At 72.8% G+C, this 18883-nt stretch carries 21 protein-coding genes; 2 read left to right on the top strand and 19 right to left on the bottom strand.

What is annotated here, in order from left to right; translation table 11 throughout:
* Nucleotides 1–111 precede the first annotated feature (111 nt).
* Nucleotides 112–723 (top strand): peptidoglycan DD-metalloendopeptidase family protein, encoded by a 612-nt coding sequence (locus ACZ63H_RS08275; RefSeq protein WP_469863018.1) that lies wholly within the window; start codon nt 112–114, stop codon nt 721–723.
* On the opposite strand, the gene ACZ63H_RS08280 is transcribed toward ACZ63H_RS08275, so the two are convergent.
* The 17 genes from ACZ63H_RS08280 to ACZ63H_RS08360 form a co-directional block, all read right to left on the bottom strand.
* Nucleotides 677–1234, bottom strand: a complete 558-nt coding sequence (locus tag ACZ63H_RS08280) for a TetR/AcrR family transcriptional regulator (protein WP_469863075.1) — start codon at nt 1232–1234, stop codon at nt 677–679. The two genes, ACZ63H_RS08275 and ACZ63H_RS08280, sit on opposite strands and share 47 nt — an antisense overlap.
* Nucleotides 1235–1298: 64 nt before the next feature.
* Nucleotides 1299–2141: an RNA polymerase sigma factor WhiG gene (gene whiG, locus ACZ63H_RS08285; RefSeq protein ID WP_469863019.1), complete on the bottom strand. Its 843-nt coding sequence runs from the start codon at nt 2139–2141 to the stop codon at nt 1299–1301.
* 338 nt (nt 2142–2479) lie between these two features.
* Nucleotides 2480–3640, bottom strand: a complete 1161-nt coding sequence (gene dprA / locus ACZ63H_RS08290; RefSeq protein WP_469863020.1) for a DNA-processing protein DprA — start codon at nt 3638–3640, stop codon at nt 2480–2482.
* Nucleotides 3637–5262, bottom strand: a complete 1626-nt coding sequence (locus tag ACZ63H_RS08295; protein WP_469863021.1) for a YifB family Mg chelatase-like AAA ATPase — start codon at nt 5260–5262, stop codon at nt 3637–3639. The genes dprA and ACZ63H_RS08295 overlap by 4 nt, the downstream gene beginning before the upstream one ends.
* Nucleotides 5263–5625: a YraN family protein gene (locus ACZ63H_RS08300; protein ID WP_469863022.1), complete on the bottom strand. Its 363-nt coding sequence runs from the start codon at nt 5623–5625 to the stop codon at nt 5263–5265.
* Between the two features lie 127 nt (nt 5626–5752).
* Entirely contained in the window at nt 5753–6061 is a 309-nt protein-coding gene (locus ACZ63H_RS08305) for a DUF2469 domain-containing protein (RefSeq protein ID WP_014675276.1), read from the bottom strand.
* 56 nt (nt 6062–6117) lie between these two features.
* Nucleotides 6118–6648 (bottom strand): NUDIX hydrolase, encoded by a 531-nt coding sequence (locus ACZ63H_RS08310; protein WP_469863023.1) that lies wholly within the window; start codon nt 6646–6648, stop codon nt 6118–6120.
* Nucleotides 6638–7423, bottom strand: coding sequence for a signal peptidase I (gene lepB, locus ACZ63H_RS08315; protein ID WP_469863024.1), 786 nt, complete (start codon nt 7421–7423; stop codon nt 6638–6640). Before lepB (ACZ63H_RS08315) ends, ACZ63H_RS08310 begins: the two co-directional genes overlap by 11 nt.
* Nucleotides 7424–7546: 123 nt before the next feature.
* Nucleotides 7547–8575: a signal peptidase I gene (gene lepB, locus ACZ63H_RS08320; protein WP_469863025.1), complete on the bottom strand. Its 1029-nt coding sequence runs from the start codon at nt 8573–8575 to the stop codon at nt 7547–7549.
* On the bottom strand, nt 8463–9554 hold the full coding sequence (lepB, locus tag ACZ63H_RS08325) for a signal peptidase I (RefSeq protein WP_469863026.1): 1092 nt from the start codon (nt 9552–9554) through the stop codon (nt 8463–8465). The genes lepB (ACZ63H_RS08320) and lepB (ACZ63H_RS08325) overlap by 113 nt, the downstream gene beginning before the upstream one ends.
* Nucleotides 9547–10251: a signal peptidase I gene (lepB, locus tag ACZ63H_RS08330; RefSeq protein WP_469863027.1), complete on the bottom strand. Its 705-nt coding sequence runs from the start codon at nt 10249–10251 to the stop codon at nt 9547–9549. The genes lepB (ACZ63H_RS08325) and lepB (ACZ63H_RS08330) overlap by 8 nt, the downstream gene beginning before the upstream one ends.
* A gap of 45 nt (nt 10252–10296) precedes the next feature.
* On the bottom strand, nt 10297–10647 hold the full coding sequence (rplS, locus tag ACZ63H_RS08335) for a 50S ribosomal protein L19 (RefSeq protein ID WP_030612790.1): 351 nt from the start codon (nt 10645–10647) through the stop codon (nt 10297–10299).
* 136 nt (nt 10648–10783) lie between these two features.
* Complete coding sequence (gene trmD, locus ACZ63H_RS08340) at nt 10784–11617, bottom strand: tRNA (guanosine(37)-N1)-methyltransferase TrmD (RefSeq protein ID WP_469863028.1); 834 nt, start codon at nt 11615–11617, stop codon at nt 10784–10786.
* Complete coding sequence (gene rimM, locus ACZ63H_RS08345; protein WP_467939174.1) at nt 11614–12159, bottom strand: ribosome maturation factor RimM; 546 nt, start codon at nt 12157–12159, stop codon at nt 11614–11616. The genes trmD and rimM overlap by 4 nt, the downstream gene beginning before the upstream one ends.
* An 82-nt stretch (nt 12160–12241) precedes the next feature.
* Entirely contained in the window at nt 12242–12481 is a 240-nt protein-coding gene (locus ACZ63H_RS08350; protein ID WP_030612780.1) for an RNA-binding protein, read from the bottom strand.
* A gap of 5 nt (nt 12482–12486) precedes the next feature.
* Entirely contained in the window at nt 12487–12906 is a 420-nt protein-coding gene (rpsP, locus tag ACZ63H_RS08355) for a 30S ribosomal protein S16 (RefSeq protein ID WP_030785131.1), read from the bottom strand.
* Nucleotides 12907–13216: 310 nt separating this feature from the next.
* A complete protein-coding gene (locus ACZ63H_RS08360) occupies nt 13217–13813 on the bottom strand; it encodes a hypothetical protein (RefSeq protein WP_469863029.1) in 597 nt (198 codons plus the stop codon).
* A 539-nt stretch (nt 13814–14352) separates the two neighbouring features.
* Here ACZ63H_RS08360 and ACZ63H_RS08365 point away from each other — a divergent pair.
* A complete protein-coding gene (locus ACZ63H_RS08365; RefSeq protein ID WP_469863030.1) occupies nt 14353–15195 on the top strand; it encodes an SAM-dependent methyltransferase in 843 nt (280 codons plus the stop codon).
* 8 nt (nt 15196–15203) lie between these two features.
* Here the strand turns inward: ACZ63H_RS08365 and ftsH are convergent, their stop codons facing one another.
* Both ftsH and ffh read right to left on the bottom strand, forming a co-directional pair.
* Nucleotides 15204–17141 (bottom strand): ATP-dependent zinc metalloprotease FtsH, encoded by a 1938-nt coding sequence (gene ftsH, locus ACZ63H_RS08370; protein WP_469863031.1) that lies wholly within the window; start codon nt 17139–17141, stop codon nt 15204–15206.
* Nucleotides 17142–17244: 103 nt separating this feature from the next.
* Nucleotides 17245–18795 carry a signal recognition particle protein gene (ffh, locus tag ACZ63H_RS08375; RefSeq protein ID WP_469863032.1) on the bottom strand — a complete coding sequence of 517 codons (1551 nt, stop codon included), beginning with the start codon at nt 18793–18795 and terminating at the stop codon, nt 17245–17247.
* Nucleotides 18796–18883 lie beyond the last annotated feature (88 nt).

The raw sequence follows: 18883 nt of genomic DNA on the forward strand, positions 1-18883 counted from the left end.
CCAGAAGAAGTGTACGGGACCGACGGAGCGGCGGGTGACGGCGCTGTCCACAACCGGCGAGTAGTCCACAGGTCCGGGCCGTCGGCGGCGGGGTGCGCGACGGTGGACGGCATGCGCTCTGTGACGTTCTGGACGGGTCTGCCGCTGGTGCTGGCGGCGGCCCTGCTCATCCCCCCGGCCCGGGCGGACGCCCCGCCCCCGGCCCCGCCCGAGGCGCCCGGCCCCGGCGCTGCGGCCCTCGCCCGCGGCTGGCCGGTCGGCGTCCGCCCGCCGGTCCTGCGCGGCTGGCGGCCACCGCCGACGGTCTACGGCCCCGGGCACCGGGGAGTGGACCTGGCGGCCCCGCCCGGCTCACCCGTCCGTGCGGTGGCCCCCGGCCGGGTGCTCTTCGCGGGCCGGGTGGCGGGCAGGGGCGTGGTCTCGCTGGGACTGCGGGGAACGGACCTGCGCACGACGTACGAGCCGGTGCGCGCCTCGGTGCGCGAGGGCGAGGAGGTGGCGGCGGGCGAGGCGGTGGGGACGCTGGAGGCGGGCGCCCACTGCGGGACGGCCTCCTGTGTCCACTGGGGCCTGCTCCGGGGCGGGACCTACCTGGACCCGCTGTCCCTGCTCCCGCCGTGGCTGCTGCGCGCCGGGCCGTCGAGACTGCTGCCCGTCCGGCCCGGCGGGCCCGCGGTCAGCCCGTCACACCCCGCAGGGCCATCGTCACGGCCGCGTCCGTGACCACCGCGGGATCCTCGGCGGCACCCAGCTCGATCCGCCGCACCGCCGCGTCCACCACGCCCTGCACCAGCATCGCCGCCAGCCGGGGCTGCTCGTGCCCCAGCTCCCCCAACGCCTCGACGATCATCGCGACCAGCCCCCCGTGCGCCGCCCGGATCTTCTCCCGCGCCCCGGCGTCCAGTTCGCTCGCGGAGATGGCCACCACCGCCCGGTGCCGCCGGTCGCCGACCAGCGCGAGCTGCCGGCGCACGTACGCCTCGACCTTGCCCTCGGCGGAGCCGGCCCGCTCCATCGCCGCCGCGACCTCGGCCGCCCACACCGGGAAGTCGGCCTCGCACAGCTCCTCGACCACCGCGGCCCGCGACCGGAAGTACTCGTACACGGACGACCGCGCCAGCCCCGTGCGCTCCGCCAGCGCGGGGAAGGTCAGCGCCTCCGTCCCGCCCTCGGACAGCAGGGACCGAGCCGCGTCCAGCAGGGCGGCTCGCTGCATCGACCGGTGTTCGGCCACGGAGGCCGCTCGAATCCTTGGCACGCCGACCACTTTACGGACACGCCCTGCCGACAGGAGGGGCTCAGCGGCCGAAGCCCGCGAGCTTGGCCCGGAGCTGGAGCACGGACTTGGTGTGGATCTGGCTGACCCGGCTTTCGGTGACGCCGAGCACATTGCCGATCTCGGCGAGGGTGAGGCCCTCGTAGTAGTAGAGCGTGACGACGGTCTTCTCCCGCTCGGGCAGGGTGTTGATCGCCCGGGCCAGAAACCGCCGCAGTTCCCGGTCCTCGGCCACCTCCACCGGGTTGTCGGCGGCGGTGTCCTCCAGGGTGTCCATCAGGCTGAGCCGGTCCCCGCCCTCGCCGCCGACGTGCAGCAGCTCCTCCAGGGCCACCACGTTGGCCAGTGACAGCTGGCTGAACACCGCGTGCAGCTCGTCGACCTCCATGCCCAGCTCGACGGCGACCTCCCCCTCCGAGGGCGTCCGCCGCAGCCGCGCCTCCAGGGTGGCGTAGGCGCGCTCGACGTTGCGCGCCTTCTGCCGGACCGAGCGGGGGATCCAGTCCAGCGCCCGCAGCTCGTCGATCATGGCGCCGCGGATCCGGGTGATCGCGTACGTCTCGAACTTGATCTCCCGGTCGATGTCGAACTTCTCGATCGCGTCGATCAGCCCGAACACTCCCGAGGACACGAAGTCGGCCTGCTCCACATTGGGCGGCAGCCCGACACTGACCCGGCCCGCCACGTACTTGACCAGCGGCGAGTAGTGCAGGATCAGCTGCTCCCGCAGCCGGTCGTCCCCCGTCGCCTTGTACGACCGCCACAGCTCGTCGAGCGTCGAGGGTGCGGGCGGTCGGGCGCTGCCACCGTCGCGGGCGGCTGGGGGGATCGCCGCCCGGTCGGACCCGGAGGTGTGCTGGGGCATTCGTCGCCTTGTGCCGTTCTGCCGTGAAGTGCCGTGAGGTAGTCGAAATGAAAGGGAGTGGGAGGGAATGCGGGGAGGTGGGCTCGGTGTGGAGAAGGGGACTGACTGGGTGAGGTGTCGGTCTGGTGTCGGGTTGACGCGGTCTGTGTCGCTCCTTTGTGAGCGTAGCGTGACTATGGAGTCGCGGTGTGCGAACAAGACGGCTCCACTCCTGCGCGGGGGCGCGCGCCGGAAGGGTGACCGCGCACCACGGCTCGCTCTCCGTGACCGGCCGGGAGCGCCAACTCCGGGAAACCCCAAGGGTGTCGGGGGTTCCCCCGGACGGCCGAACACGCCGATCAGCACGGTCGGTCACCGTCCTGGACCGAGGCGACCGCCTGGCGTGTCAACTTCCAGCCATCGCCGTGTCGTTCGACATAGCCAAGTGCTCGGAGTTCGTACAGCCTCGCGATCGCGTCCTCCGGGGTGGTGCGCGCCCCGAGCGCGATCTCCTCTACGGGGGCCGGGCGGTTGCCGGGCAGGGCGGCGAGCACGCCGCGGGTGTGCGGTTCCAGCAGGTCGCGCGGGAGCACCGGACCGCGCCGGACGGGGGCGAGATCACCCATGGCGCCGACGAGTTCGATGATCTCGGTGGCGTCGGTGACCAGGGTGGCCTCGTCGCGCAGCAGGTCGTGCACGCCCGCGGAGAGGGCGCTGGTGACGGGGCCGGGCACGCCCATGGTGAACCGGCCAAGGCGCTGCGCGGCACGCGCGGTGGCCAGCGAGCCGCTGCGGCGGGCGGCCTCCACGACGACGGTGCCCCGGGTGAGGGCGGCGATGACGCGGTTGCGGAGGATGAACCGGCTGGGCGTCGGATGGTCGCCGGGCGGCAGTTCGCCGACGACCAGTCCCTGGTGGGCGATCCGGGCGATCAGGGCGGCGTGGCCGCGGGGGTAGGGCTGGTCGACGCCGCAGGCCAGGACGGCGACGGTGGCGCCGCGGGCGGCGAGGGCGCCCCGGTGGGCGGCGCCGTCGATGCCGTAGGCGCCGCCGGACACCACCACCCAGCCGCGTTCGGCGAGTTGGGCGGCGAGGGTGGCCGCCGCGTGGGTGCCGTACTCGGTGCAGGCGCGGGCGCCCACCACGGCCACCGACCGCAGGGCCCACATGCGCAGGCTGGGCCGGCCGCGCACCCACAGTCCGAGGGGGCGGCCGTCCCCGAGGTCGTCGAGCTGGCGGGGCCACTCGCCGTCACCCGGGCACACGAAGCGCGCCCCGGCGGCCCGGGCGAGCGCGAGATCCCGCTCCGGGTCGGCCCGCCCGGCCCGCGCGACGAGCCCCGCCCACCGGTTGGCGGTCACCCCCGGCAGCGCCTCGTCCCCGCACCGCAGCCGCCGCACCGCTTCCGCCACCCCGAACTCCCGCACCCACCGCCCCGCGACCTCGTCCCCCGGTTCGATCACCCGGCCGAGAAGGACCCGCCCGAGCAGTTCGCCGCCGGGGTCCCGCGCGCCGGTCATGTGAGCGCCCCGATGGTCATCGGCACCCCTCGGGGGACGCCGGTGCGCAGGTGCAGGGCCAGGGCGACGTCGGTCGCGTCCGGCCGGTGGTGTCCGACGAGGTCGGCGACCGTCCAGGCGACGCGCAGCACCCGGTCGATGCCGCGGGCGGTGAGCACGCCGCGCTCCAGGCTGCGTTCGGCCTCGTCCATCGCCCCGGCGGCGGCGTGGTACCGGCTGCGCAGCTCGCGGCCGGGCACTTCGCTGTTGGTGCGCCACGGGGTGCCGGTGAGGCGGGCCGCCGCCCGCTCCCGGGCCTGCCGCACCCGCGCGGCCACGGTCGCCGTGGACTCGCCGCGGGCGCCGGGCGCGGTGAGCTGGGCCCGGGTGACCGGATCGACCTCCACCCGCAGATCCACCCGGTCCAGCAACGGGCCGGACAGCCGGGACTGGTAGCGGCGGATCGCCGACGGCGGGCACTCGCACAGCGAGTCGCGGAGCGAGAAGCGGCCGCAGGGGCAGGGGTTGGCCGCGAGGACCATCAGGAACCTGGCCGGGAAGCGCACCACGCCGGCGCTGCGCGCGATCACGACGTGCCCCGCCTCCAGCGGCTGGCGCAGGGAGTCCAGGGTCTGGCTGTGGAACTCGGGCGCCTCGTCCAGGAAGAGCACGCCGCGGTGGGCCAGGGACACCGCCCCGGGCCTGGCGATGCCGGGGCCGCCGCCCACGAGTGACTGCATCGTGGCCGAGTGGTGGGGCGCGCAGTAGGGGGCGACGTCGATGAGCGGCTTGCCCGGGGGCAGCAGCCCGGCGACCGAGTGCACCGCCGTGACCTCCAGCGACTCCTTCCGGGTGAGCCGGGGCAGGACAGCGGGCAGGCGTTCGGCGAGCATGGTCTTGCCCGCGCCGGGCGGTCCCTCAAGGAACAGGTGGTGCCCGCCCGCGGCGGCCACCTCCACGGCCGTGCGGGCGGCGGTCTGTCCCACCACGTCCGCCAGGTCGTGGTCCTGGTCGTGCTGGGCGGCGCCGACGCTGTGCATGCCGGTCGCCGCGCCCGTGCCGGGCACCCGCAGCCCGGCCAGCAGGGGATCGGGCCGGCCCGCCTCGTCCGGGGCCTCCTCCGGCACCGGCTCCTCGGCCAGCACCGCGATGAGCTGCCGCAGGCTGCGGACCCCGAGCACGGACACCCCGGGGACCAGCGATGCCTCGGCGGCGGCGCACTCGGGCACGACCACCTGTTCGTACCCGGCGTCGGCCGCCGCGAGGACGGCCGGCAGGATGCCTCGCACCGGCCGCACGCGGCCGTCCAGTCCCAGCTCCCCGATCATGACGATGTCGGCGAGGACACGGGGATCGATCCGCTCGGCGGCACCCAGCACCGCGCAGGCGACGGCCAGGTCGAAGCCCGAGCCGGCCTTGGGGACCGAGGCCGGGCTGAGTCCGACGGTGAGCTTCTTCTGCGGCCACTCGGCACCGGAGTTCACCACCGCCGCCCGTACCCGGTCGCGGCTTTCCGTGAGGCTTTTGTCCGGGAGGCCGACCAGGGTGAAGGCCGCCACCCCGGGCTCCAGGTCGGCCTGGACCTCGACGACCACGCCCTCGACGCCGACCAGGGCGACGGAGCAGGTGCGGGCGAACGCCATTCAGGCCACCCCCCGCGCGTGCTCGACCGACGGCGCGCCCCGGCGCGGCAGGAGGACGCCGACGAGGTCGATGCGGACGCCGCCCGGCGGGGCCCCGCCGTGGGCCTGGATCCACTGTTCGGCGAGGGCCCGCAGCCGGGTCGCCTTCCCGGGGGTCACCGCGGCCATCGGGTGCTCGTACGCACCGCCCCTGCGGGTCTTCACCTCGCAGACGACGAGCGCGTCCCCGTCCCGGGCCACGATGTCGATCTCACCGGACCGTCCGCCGCGCCAGTTGCGCGCCAGGATCGTCATGCCGGCCTCGGCGAGCCGCCGGGCCGCCAGGTCCTCGCCGTATCTGCCGATCGCCTCTCGTGCGTTCATGTCGGCACCTCCTTCGGCGCCAACCGTCACGCGTCCCGGCCCCCGCTGTTGATCTTGGGGGACTACTCATCGGTTGTGGAAAACCCCGCCACCCGAACGAGTGACGTCCCCCCGAAGCCGCAGGTCATCAGCCGCCCGGCAGCTCCAGGTCACTCTTGTTCAGCTCCTCGATGTTCACGTCCTTGAACGTGAGGACCCGGACCTGCTTGACGAAGCGAGCCGGCCGGTACATGTCCCACACCCATGCGTCGGCCATGGTCACCTCGAAGAAAACCTCACCCTGGACCGAGTGCACCTGCATCTCGTAGTCGTTGGTGAGATAGAAACGCCGCTCGGTCTCGATCACGTATTTGAACAGACCGACGACGTCTCGGTACTCCCGGTAGAGCTTCAGCTCCATCTCGGTCTCGTACTTTTCGAGGTCCTCGGCGCTCATGGCATGTTCCCCTTCAGCCGTGCGATCCCCCCATTGTGCGCCAGTCCGAAGGGCCCTCAGACGATTTCCGTGTCGAGGGTCAGGGGCCGGGCCGGGGGACCTTCGTCGAGCAGCGTGCGCAGCAACTCGGCGAGTCTGGTCGGATACACCGTCTCATGTGCCCGGGTCAGTTCCCGGCACGTCCACCAGCGCGCTCCGGCGACGCTGCGCCGCTCCAGCTCCGTCAGGGCCGTCGCCGCGGTGGCCGTCTGGCTGGTCCGGGCCAGGTAGTACCACTCGTCCTGGTCCCAGCGGCGGCCCGCGAACGGGAACGAACACCGCCGTCGCCACAGCACGGGGCCCAGTTCGACGTCGGTGATGCCGGTCTCCTCCGCGAGTTCCCGCAGCGCGGCCTCCTCGCGGGTCTCGGCGCCCTCCAGACCGCCGCCGGGCGTGAACCACCAGTCGTCGTCCGGGTCGTCGGGCTCGTGGCCGTGCAGGAGGAGGATGCGGTCCCGGGGGTCGAGGAGCACCACCCGGGCCACCTTCCGCAGGCCGCCCGCGTCCTCGTCCGGCTCCCCCGTCGGCCGTGTCGTCTCAGCGGGCACCGCTCGCCCCCGGGTGGGCCGTGGCCGTGCGGGAGCGGCTCAGGCGGGTCGCGACCGGGCCGTAGGCGCCGCCGCCCAGGACGAGGACCGCGCCGGCCACGATCAGCACCTCCACCGTGCGCAGCGGACCCGGTGTGGAGAGGGCGCCCAGCGTCTCGAAGCCGGTGGGGCGCTCGAGCATGCCCTTCCAGGGCCAGACGACGGCGTCCACGCGGGCCGAGACGGCATCGCGGGCGACCGTGCCGCGCGCCGCGTCGGTGAGGTGGGCGGTGGAGTCCAGGGAGCTGCGGCGTTCGTCGCCGAGGAGGAAGAGCCGGCCCTCGGGAACGGTGACCGTGCCGAAGCCCTTGAGTTCGGCCAGGCTGCCCGCGGGCAGGTACGACTCCTCGATGGGCTTGCCGTTGACGGTCAGCTTGCCGTCGGTGCAGCAGGAGACCGTGTCCCCGCCCACGGCGACCACGCGCTTGACCACCTTGGAGCCGGCGACCCAGCTCTCGTCCTCGAAGACGACCACGTCCCCGCGCCGCACCTCGGCGCCGTCGACCCGCTGGGCCAGCACCCGGTCACCGGCGGCGATGGTGGGGGACATGGAGCCGGTGGGCACGGTGTACGGCCGGTAGACCACCGCCGCCCAGGCGAACCCGCCGAGGAACAGCACCAGCCCCAGCGCCACCGCCAGTCCGGACAGCCGCTGCCCGAGCCGGCCGCCGCCGGCCCGTACCGTGCCGGTGCCGCCGCCCGCCGGGGCCGTACGCGTCATGCTCTCGCCACCCATGAGCCCGCACCCTACCCGGCGGTACCGACCGGGGGCAGCCCCTCCCTCGGGACCGGGACCACCGGAGCCGGCCGGAGGCCACCGGGCCGACCGCAAGCGGCCGGAGGCCACGGGTCCCGGAGGTCACAGGCCGGCGGAGGCGCCGGGTCCGGTCGTCGCCGGGCGCTCCGCGCCGGCCGTCCCGCTCCCGTGGCGCCGACGGCGCCACAGCGCCACCGGCAGCACCGCGGCGACGGCCAGGCCCTGCGGGGCGACCGTCAGCGACGCGGCGGCCGAGGACTTCTCGTCCAGGCCGGGCTGGTCGAAGGTGTCCGGGACCGGCAGGGTGCCCCAGCGGTTGATGGGCCAGGCCTTGACGATGGCGCGGCCGACGACCTCGTCGACGGGGACCATGCCGTGGTTCTTGTCGGACTGGTTGTAGCGGGAGTCACGGGAGTTCTGGCGGTGGTCGCCCATCACCCAGAGGTAGCCCTTGGGCACCTTCACCGTGAACTGGCCGCCCTGGTCGTCCACGCTGCACGGCGTGTTGCCGGGGTAGACGTACGGCTCGTCCAGCGGCTTGCCGTTGACCTTCAGCGGGCCGCTGTTCTTGCACTCGACCGTGTCGCCGCCGACCCCGATCACCCGCTTGATCAGGTCCTTCTCCTCCGCCGAGGGCATCAGGCCGATCCAGCTGAGGACCTTCTGCACCGGATTCGGGGTCGGCGTCGGCTCGCCCGCCAGCCAGTTGTCCGGGTCGTGGAAGACGACGACCTCGCCGCGCTCGGGCTCGGAGCCGAACCACGGGGTGAGCTTGTCCACCAGGACGCGGTCGCCCTGCTGGAGGGTGTTCTGCATCGAGTCGGACGGGATCGAGAACGCCTGCACCAGGAACGTCTTGATCAGCAGCGCCAGGACCAGCGCGATGCCGATCAGGATCGGCAGTTCCTTCCAGAAGGACCGCGGCTTCTTCGGCTGCCGCGCTCCCACGGCCGCGGCCGTGGTCCCGGCGTGCGGTTCCCGCTCGCCCTCCGGCGAGCCCGCGCCGCCGTCCGCCCGGTCATTCCCGGAGTTCACGGCGCCGTCCGGTACGGGAACGTCCGAGGCCCCGGGGTGCCCGCGGTTCTCCTCGCCGTCGTGCCCCGACCGTGCGCCAACCGCCACATCCCCCACGCCAACTCCTCACTCTGTGCCGCTGCCTGCCCCACACACTGCGCAGGCCCACCACTCCCATAACGAGCGGGAGTTCCGCAGGGGTCGGGAGCTGTCTCATTCCGTTCCGGTTCTCGGGGGCAACCCTATGCGACGGCCGGGAAACAGCGGCCGTCCCGGACGCCGAGTCGGTGACGCTTGCGAAGGTTTTAGGTTCCGCCAGGCGCGTCCAGTGGCCGACCGGCCAGCCGATGACCATGGCCCGGCCGACGACCGAGTCCACGGAGACCGTGCCGCCGTAGGGGGTGTCCTGGTGGTAGCGGGAGTCCGCGGAGTTGCCCCGGTGGTCGCCCATGACCCACAGCCGGCCCTCGGGGACGGTGACGTCGAAGGGCATGGCGGACGGCTGGTCCCCCGGATAGAGGTAGTCGCCCTCGGTGAGGGGGACGCCGTTGACGGTGACGCGGCCTTGCGCGTCGCAGCACGCGACGTGGTCGCCGCCGACCCCGATGACCCGTTTGATCAGGTCCTTCTCGTTGTCGGAGGGCAGCAGCCCGATGAAGCTGAGCCCTTCCTTGAGCTGCTTGAGGACCACCGGGTCGTCCTTCTTGGCGGTCTGCTCGCCCTGGAGCCAGCCACCCGGGTCGTGGAAGACGACGACGTCCCCGCGCCCGGGCTCGGCGCCGAACCAGGGGGTGAGCTTGTCGACCAGCACCCGGTCGCCGATCCGGATCGTCTCTTCCATGGATCCGGACGGGATCACGAACGCCTGGACGAGGAAGGTCTTCAGGACGAGCGCGATGAGGACGGCGACGCCGACCAGGAGGGGGACCTCCCGGACGGCCGAGCGCCGGCGCTTGCGCTTGACCTTGCGCTGGAGCCTGCGGCGCTCCGCGCGGGTGCGGCCGCCGCCGGGCGCGGAGGTGCGGCGGGCCCCGGTGGGCAGCAGGTTGCCGGCGGGGCCGGCGGGCACCCCGCGGGGTTTGCCGCGGTTACCCATGGCCGCCCTCCGCCGGGGCGGCGGGCACGTCCGCGTAGGCGGACGGCCGGGTCAGGCGCGTCCAGTGGCGGTACGGCCACAGGATCCAGTCGGCCCGGCCGATGACGTCGCCGACGGGGATCATGCCGCCGCCGGGCGAGCCGAGGTGGTCCCGGGAGTCGCTGGAGTCGCCTCGGTGGTCGCCGAGGACGAACAGCCGGCCCGGGGGGACGACGACGTCGAAGGGCACGTCGGAGGCGCTGTCCCCCGGATAGAGGAACGCGGTCTCGTCGACCGGGCGGCCGTTCACCTCGATCCTCCCCCGCTTGTCGCAGCAGACCACATGGTCTCCCCCCACCCCGACGACCCGCTTGACGTAGTCGGCGTCCCCGAAGTACCCGGTGCCGTCGAACACGATGACGTCACCGCGGCCCGGCCCGGCGCCGAAACGGTACGCGAGCTTGTTCACGAGGACGCGGTCCCCGATCCTCAGTCCCCGCTCCATCGATCCGCTCGGGATCTCGAAGGGCTGCACCACGAAGGCGTTGAGGAGCAGCAGGAACGCCAGGCCGACGAGGACGGTGAGGGTGAGGCGGCCGCCCGGGAGCCGGTCGGCGAGCCGGCCCGCCAACGCGAAACGCGACCGGCCCTCCGCCCCCGGAGGACCGGGGTGGGAGGAGCGGTCGCGTCGCGTCGTCGGCTGTGCTTCGGTGTCCATCGGAGCCAGATGCTATCCGGCCCCGCTGTGACCCCGTCGGAGCACTCAGCTCTCGCGCTTCTCCTTGATCTTCGCGGCCTTGCCGCGCAGCTCACGGAGGTAGTACAGCTTGGCGCGGCGCACGTCACCGCGGGTGACCAGCTCGATCTTCTCGACGATCGGGGTGTGCACCGGGAAGGTGCGCTCGACGCCGACGGAGAACGAGACCTTGCGGACCGTGAAGGTCTCGCGGACACCGGAGCCCTGGCGGCGGATCACGACGCCCTTGAACTGCTGCACACGGGAGCGGTTGCCCTCGATGACGCGGACGTGGACGTTGACGGTGTCACCCGGGCGGAAGGCCGGGATGTCGCTGCGCAGCGACGCGGAGTCGACGGAGTCGAGCAGGTGAGACATCGTGTCTGCTTTCTTCGCTGATGCCACAGGTCATCAACGGAAACTAGGGGTTCCAGGAGGACTGCCGTGCGTATCGGGGCGGGCGTCGTGTCCCCCTGTGGCAGGGGCGCTCGCCCTACGGACGCACAACAGCGGCCTATTCTTCCACGCCCTCGGCGCGGCGCCAAAATCGGCCGTACGGCTCCCCCTCCGGGTCAGGTGCCCAGCCCAGGATGGAGAGCATCTCGCGGTCCTTCTTGTCGAAGGCCCCGGGGTCGCAGCGCTCGATCAGGTCGGGCCGGTTGACGGTCGTACGCCGCAGGGCCTCGTCGCGGCGCCAGCGGGCGATCTTCCCGTGGTGGCCGCTGAGCAGCACCTCGGGGATGTCCCGGCCGCGCCAGACGGGCGGCTTGGTGTAGACGGGGCCTTCGAGAAGGCCGGCCATCGCGCCCGGGGCGAAGGAGTCGTCGCGGTGGGACTCGGCGTTGCCGAGGACGCCGGGCAGCAGCCGGGCGACGGCCTCCGTGACGACCAGGACGGCCGCCTCGCCGCCGGCCAGGACGTAGTCGCCGATGGAGACCTCGTAGACCGGTACCCGGGTGGCGTACTCGTCCACGACGCGCCGGTCGATGCCCTCGTAGCGGGCCGGTGTGAAGATCAGCCAGGGGCGTTCGGACAGCTCGACGGCCAGTTCCTGGGTGAAGGGACGGCCGCTGGGCGTGGGCACGATCAGCGCGGGGGCCTGGGCGCCGGACTCGTAGCCGTCGGCGAGGACGGTGTCGAGGGCCTCGCCCCAGGGGTCGGTCTTCATGACCATGCCGGGGCCGCCGCCGTACGGCGTGTCGTCCACGGTGTTGTGCCGGTCGTACGTCCAGTACCGCAGGTCGTGCACGTGGACGTTCAGCTGCCCCCGCGCGCGTGCCTTGCCGACGAGGGAGACGTTCAGCGGTTCCAGGTACTCGGGGAAGATCGTGACGACGTCGAGCCTCATGCGTCCTCGTCCCGGGAGGAGGCGATCTCGGCGCGGTCGTCGATCAGGCCCGGCGGCGGCGTGATGACCGCCCGCTGCTCCGCCAGGTCGATCTCGGTGACGATCTCCTCCACGAAGGGGATCAGCACCTCGCTGCCGTCCGGGCGCTCCACGATGAACAGGTCCTGCGAGGGCAGGTGGGAGATCTCGGTGATGCGGCCGACCTCCGTGCCGTCCTCGGTGACCACGTCGAGGTCGATCAGCTGGTGGTCGTAGTACTCGTCCTCGTCCTCCGGGAGTTCCTCCGGGTCCACCTCGGCGATCAGCAGGGTGTTGCGCAGGGCCTCGGCCGCGTTGCGGTCCGTGACGCCCTCGAAGCGCAGCAGGAGGCGGCCGCTGTGCACCCGCCCCGTGGCGATGGTCAACGGTCCCGCGGAGGCGGGGTCCGTGGCGAGTACGGCGCCGGGGGCGAGCCTGAGCTCCGGCTCGTCGGTTCGTACCTCGACGGTGACCTCGCCCTTGATGCCATGGGCACGGCCGATCCGTGCGACTACCAGCTGCACCTGTCCAAATCTCCTGTCATACGACTGCGGGCCGGGGACGGCCCAGTGGCCCTCCCCGGCCCGAGCCGGTTGCGATGAAGCGTCAGCGGACGTCGTCCACGTCGACCAGGTCGACGCGGACGCCGCGACCGCCGATGGCGCCCACGACGGTGCGCAGGGCGCGCGCGGTGCGGCCATTGCGGCCGATCACCTTGCCGAGGTCGTCCGGGTGGACCCGGACCTCGAGGACGCGCCCGCGACGCAGGTTGCGCGAGGCGACCTGCACATCGTCAGGGTTGTCGACGATGCCCTTCACGAGGTGCTCAAGCGCCTCTTCGAGCATGCTGCTCAGGCCTCGGTCGACTCGGACTCAGCCGCGGCCTCGTCCTTCTTCTCAGCCTTCTTCTTCTGGGTGATCGCCTCACCCTTGCCCTCGTCGTCACCGCCGAGAGCCTCGAACGACGGACGGGCCGGCTTGGGCTCGGCGACGAGCAGCGGCGCGGGAGCCGGCTCGCCCTTGAACTTCTGCCAGTCGCCGGTCTTCTTCAGAATGGCGAGCACGGGCTCGGTCGGCTGCGCGCCGACACCCAGCCAGTACGCCACACGCTCGGCGTCCACCTCGATGACCGACGGGTTGTAGGTCGGGTGGTACTTGCCGATCTCCTCGATGGCCCGGCCGTCACGGCGGGTACGGGAGTCGGCGACGACGATGCGGTAGTGAGGCGAACGGATCTTGCCCAGACGCTTCAGCTTGATCTTGACTGCCACGGGAGTGGGTTCTCCTGGAATTGACGTGGTTGGGCACGGCGAGACGCCGCGTGGGGTTGCGGTACCCGAGTGCCCGATGGACGCGTCAGCCGGAGGAGAGAGGGGTCCTATGCGACTGTCGAGTACAGCCAGCCATTCTGCCACACCCCGCGGACCGCTTCCGGCCGAGGGTGGGTGAGGTGCGGCACCGGGCACGGGCCGGCGGCACCCGGCGCGGAGGTGAGGCACGTCGGGTGCGCTGCCCGGTGGTGGTGTGAGGTCGCCGCCCGCGGCCCGGCAGCCACGAGATGCCGGTACGCGCGTGCCGCGCCTACGCCGCCCCCATGACCTCCGGGATCCGGAACGGCTTGCCGCAGCCGCCGCAGACGATGGGGGCCTGGGCCAGGACCGACGGGACGACCCGGACGTTGCGCCCGCAGTCGCACACCGCCTTGACCCGGACGCCGCCGCCGGAGGAGCCGTGCCGGGCGGCCGGGCCGCGGAAGGTGCGGGCGGTGTCGGCCGAGGTGGCGGCCATGTGGGCCTTCAGCGCGCGCTGGAGCCGCTCCATGGTCGGGCGGTAGCGCCGCTTCGCCTCGGCGTTGAGCGTGACCAGGGAGAAACCGCTGCTCGGGTGCGGCTCCTCGGGGTGGTCCAGGCCCAGCTCCTCGGCGATCGCGAGGAAACGGCGGTTGTGATAGCGGCCGGCCCGGGAGGTGTCGCGGATGCCCCGGGCGGCGGCGATGCCGTGGACTGCCTCATGGAGCAGTCGTTCGAAGGAGAGTTCGTGTCCGCACGCGGACGACGACTCTCCGATCAGGGACTCTGGTGCGGCTAGGTCCGGCAGCTCGGGGTGGTGCCGCTGAATGTCGGCCCACGCCTGCGCCAGCTCTGCGGCGAGAACAGGTGGTGTCTGTGTCGTGCTCACGTAATGACAACGAGCGGGGGTGCCTCTGTGTTCCTATTCCGGGGCATCCCAAATAATTTGCACGTACCCGTCAGTTGCCGCTGATGCGTCCTGACGAGGGCGGGTGCGCTGATCTGCGGAGAAGCGTCACACCTCCGCACAAGCTGGTGCGTAGTCGGCCCTACGCACCGACGGTGGGCCCGGGGGCGGCACGGGCCGTCGGCCCCTCATGGGGTGGATCCGGCCGCCGGCGGTCCGCCGTCCCGTCCCGGCCGGCGTCCCCGCCCGCGTGACGTTACCGGGTACCGCCGCACCGCCCGCCACCGGCCCGCTCCCGCCGGCCGCGCACCGCCGCCCCGCGCGCGGCCACCGTAGGGCCCCCCAGGTTGCCGGGATGTGAATTCTCGCCACACCCGCGTCCCACGGCCAAGCCGGACCCCAAGACCCCTGGACGGCACAGCGGGCCGGGAGTTACCTGGCATAGGTGGGATGTGCGCTGGCACTCCACGGGGGCCACACCCGGGTACAGCGGCGAACTGTCGGCGGATTGGGGCGCTTCCATGACACCTACGCTCGTGCGGCAGCACGTGGTCCACGCGGACCCGGCACTCCGCGTGGACCCGAGCGCACGCGCGCGTGACTGGTCCGAGATCCAGGAGCGGATGCTCGTACCGCTTTTCGAGGCCGTGTACGACCGGCTCGGCGTGGGTTCCCCCGGCCGGCTGCTGGGCCTGCGCTGCGGGTCCGGGCTCGCCCTGCTGCTGGCGGCCTCCCGGGGCGCCGCGGTCACCGGCGTCGAGACCGACTCCCCGGAACGGCTGGCCCTCGCGCGCGCCCGCCTGCTGCCGGGCACCCCGTCCGGCGGCACGCGGCCGCCTGCGGCACCGGAGCTGCTCGACGCCCTGCCCGCCGACCCGGCCGGCGGGGAGCCGTACACCCTGGTGACCGTCTTCGAGCCGGGCGACGCCGACGGGCTCGCCGAGTCGCTCGCCGGCGCGCTGCCGCTGGCCGCGCGCGGGGCGGCCGTGGTGCTGACCGGCTGGGGGCCGCCCGAGCGCTGCGCCACCACCTCGGTGCTGCGCACGGCCGCCGCGCTGGCCGACCCGCTGCCCGGCGCGCGCGGCTGGCGGCCCGCCCGGCGCGACGACCTGGAGGAGGCCGCCGCCCGGGCCGGACTGCGCCCGGACGGCTCGGGCCGGGTCGCCTGCCCGTTCGGGTACGCCGGCCTCGACAGCGCCGTGCGGGGGCTGCTGTCGACCGGGCTGTTCGACGCGGCGATCGCGGCGACCGACGCCCGGCAGGTCGACAAGGAGCTGACGGAGGCCCTGCACCCCTACCGCCGCCCGGACGGCACGGTGTGGATGCCGAACGTCTTCCGCTACCTCGTCGCCCGGGTTCCCTAGGCCCTGGCCTAGGCTTCGCCCTTGCCGAGGCGGGTGATGCCGGCGATGCGGTAGGCGTCCGCCTCCTCCAGCGTCTCGTTCGCCAGCAGGGCGTGCGCCAGCGCGTCGAGCTGCCCCCGGTGGTCGCGGAGCTTGTGGCACGCCTCCGCGTAGCACTCGTCCACGATCCGCCGCATCTCGGCGTCGATCACGTCGAGGGTCTGCGGGGCGGCGGCGAGTCCGTAGGCCTGCTGGGCGTCGTTCGGCAGCGCGGACAGCCGGCCGACCCGCTCGCTCATGCCCCAGCGCGACACCATGCCCCGGGCGATGCCGGTGACCTGTTCCAGGTCGCTCTCGGACCCCGTGGTGACCACGCCGTAGACCACCTGCTCGGCCGCCATCCCGCCCAGCGCGCCGATGATCCGGCCGCGCAGGTACTCCTCGGTGAACGCGTACTTGTCCGATTCCGGCGTCGACAGGGTGACGCCCAGCGCCCGGCCGCGCGGCACGATCGTGATCTTGCGGACCGGGTCGGCGCCCGGCTGGAGCATGCCCAGCAGCGCGTGCCCGCTCTCGTGGTACGCGGTGCGCCGGCGCTCCTCCTCGGGCATCACCAGCGGGCGCTCCGCCCCGAGCTGCACCTTCTCCAGCGCCTCGGACAGGTCGGCGCGGGTCACCCGCCCCTGCCCCCGCTTGACCGCGAGCAGCGCGGCCTCGTTGGCCAGGTTCGCCAGTTCCGCGCCGGTCATGCCCGGTGTCGTGCGGGCCACCTGCCCGAGGTCGACGTCGTCGGCGAGGGGGATCTCGCGGGTGTGGATCCTCAGGATGGCCTCGCGCCCGCCGCGGTCCGGCGGCGAGACCTGCACCACCCGGTCGAAGCGGCCGGGGCGGGTCAGGGCCGGGTCGAGGATGTCGGCGCGGTTGGTGGCCGCGACCACGATCACGCCCTCCGAACCGGAGAAACCGTCCATCTCGGTGAGGATCTGGTTCAGCGTCTGCTCGCGCTCGTCGTGCCCGCCCATCGACGCGCCGCCGCCGCGCGCCCGCCCGATGGTGTCGATCTCGTCGATGAAGATGATCGACGGCGCCACCTTGCGGGCCTCCGCGAACAGCTCCCGCACCCGGGAGGCGCCCACGCCCACGATCATCTCGATGAACTCGGAGGCCGAGGCCGAGAAGAACGGCACGCCCGCCTCCCCGGCCACCGCCCGCGCCAGCAGCGTCTTGCCGGTGCCGGGCGGCCCGGCGAGCAGCACGCCCCGCGGCATCTTGGCGCCCATCCGGCGGTAGGCGTCGGGGTTCTTCAGGAAGTCGACGACGTCGTTCAGCTCGGCCTCGACCTCGTCGATGCCGGCCACGTCGGCGAACGTGGTGCGCTTCTCCCCCGGCACCAGTTCCACCGGCTTGGGCGGCGCCTTGCGGCCGAGCATCCCGCCGGGGCCGCCGAGCCCCGCGCTCATCCTCCGGGCGACGAACACCCAGACGGCGATCAGCAGCAGCATCGGCGCCAGCGAGATCAGCAGGTTGGCGAGAAAGCTGCGGTGCTGGACGACCGGCTCGGCGGTCACGGTGACCTTGTGCCGGGTCAGGTTCGCCCACAGGTCGTCGTCCGCGAACGACGGCCGTTCGGTGTTGAACTTGGTGTACCCGCCGCCGCCCTCCGGGTTCTTGCGCTCCTTCTTGAGCTGGCCCTGGAGGGAGTCGCCCTTGGCGTAGATCTTGGCGACGTTGCCCCCGTCCACCTGCCTGCTGAACTCGGTGTACGAGATCGTCGGCTCGTTCGCCTGGTCGACGTAGGACAGCACCAGGTTCGCGATCAGGTACACGACCAGCGCGGTGAGGATCAGCCGCCACCAGCCGCCCCGCATCCCGCGCCCGCCGGAGGGCTGCCGCTGCGGCTCCTCCGGGGCGCCCTCGGTGCGCCAGGGCTGGTCCGGCGACTTGCGCGGCGGAGCGGGGTTGCTCATACCGGGACGGTACGACACCCTCCCCGCGCCGGCATGCGCTGGGGGCGCCCTTCCGGTGGAAGGACGCCCCCAGCGGCGTACGGGCCGGGCCCGGTGGACCGGGTCAGCCCATGAACTTCTTGAACTCGTCCGGCAGCTCGAAGTCCTGGTCCTGCTGGCCCGGCAGGCCGAAGGCGCCGCCGCCCTGCGCGGCGGCCTCGCGGCGCTGGGCCGCCTCCAGCTCCTGCTGCTTGCGCTTCATCGGGTTGCCGGAGCGCTGCTTGCCCTTGGCCTTCTTCTGCTGCTTCTTCTGCCGGCCGGGGCCGCCGCCCATGCCCGGGATCCCCGGCATGCCCGGCATGCCGCCGCCCTGGGCCATGCGGGACATCATCTTGCGGGCCTCGAAGAACCGCTCCACCAGGCCCTTGACCGCGCTGACGTCGACGCCGGAGCCCTTGGCGATACGGGCGCGGCGGGAGCCGTTGATGATGGTCGGGTCCTGGCGCTCGGCCGGGGTCATCGACTTGATGATCGCGGCGGTGCGGTCGACGTCCCGCTCGTCCAGGTTGGCGATCTGGTCCTTGATCTGGCCCATGCCCGGGAGCATGCCGAGCAGCTTGCTGATGCTGCCCATCTTCCTGACCTGCTCCATCTGGGACAGGAAGTCGTCCAGGGTGAAGTCCTGGCCCTTCTTGGACGCCAGCTTCGAGGCCATCTTGGCGGCCTCTTCCTGGCTGAAGGTCTTCTCCGCCTGCTCGATCAGGGTGAGCAGGTCGCCCATGTCGAGGATGCGGGAGGCCATCCGGTCCGGGTGGAACGCGTCGAAGTCGTCCAGCTTCTCGCCGTTCGACGCGAACATGATCGGCTTGCCGGTGATGTGCCGGATGGACAGGGCGGCACCGCCGCGGGCGTCGCCGTCGAGCTTGGAGAGCACCACGCCGTCGAAGCCGACGCCGTCGCGGAAGGCCTCGGCGGTGTTGACGGCGTCCTGGCCGATCATCGCGTCGACCACGAACAGGATCTCGTCCGGGGAGACGGCGTCGCGGATGTCGGCGGCCTGCTGCATCATCTCGGCGTCGATGCCGAGGCGGCCGGCGGTGTCCACGATCACGATGTCGTGGACCTTGGACTTCGCGAACTCGATGGAGTCCTTGGCGACCTTCACCGGGTCGCCGACGCCGTTGCCCGGCTCCGGCGCGTACACCGCGACGCCGGCGCGCTCGGCGACGACGCTCAGCTGGTTGACGGCGTTGGGGCGCTGGAGGTCACAGGCGACCAGCAGCGGGGAGTGGCCCTGCTCCTTGAGCCACCTGCCGAGCTTGCCGGCGAGGGTGGTCTTGCCGGCGCCCTGGAGACCGGCCAGCATGATCACGGTGGGCGGCTGCTTGGCGAAGCGGAGCCGCCGGGTCTCGCCGCCCAGGATGTCCACCAGCTCGTCGTTGACGATCTTGATGAACTGCTGCGCCGGGTTGAGGGCCTTGGAGATCTCGACCCCGAGCGCCCTTTCCTTCACGTTCTTGACGAACGCCCGGACGACGGGGAGGGCCACGTCGGCTTCGAGAAGCGCGATGCGGATTTCCCGGGCCGTGGCGTCGATGTCCGCCTCGCTGAGCCTGCCCTTGCCCCGCAGGGACTTGAAGGTGGCTGTGAGGCGGTCGGAGAGAGTATCGAACACGGCGGCGTAGGTCCTCGCGTCGGCGGCTGTCTGAGTCGTCCTCCAGGGTATCTGGCCGCGCAAGCGATTCGCCCCCGCCCGCCCGGGT

This window comes from Streptomyces sp. NPDC104831 (genome assembly GCF_055583025.1).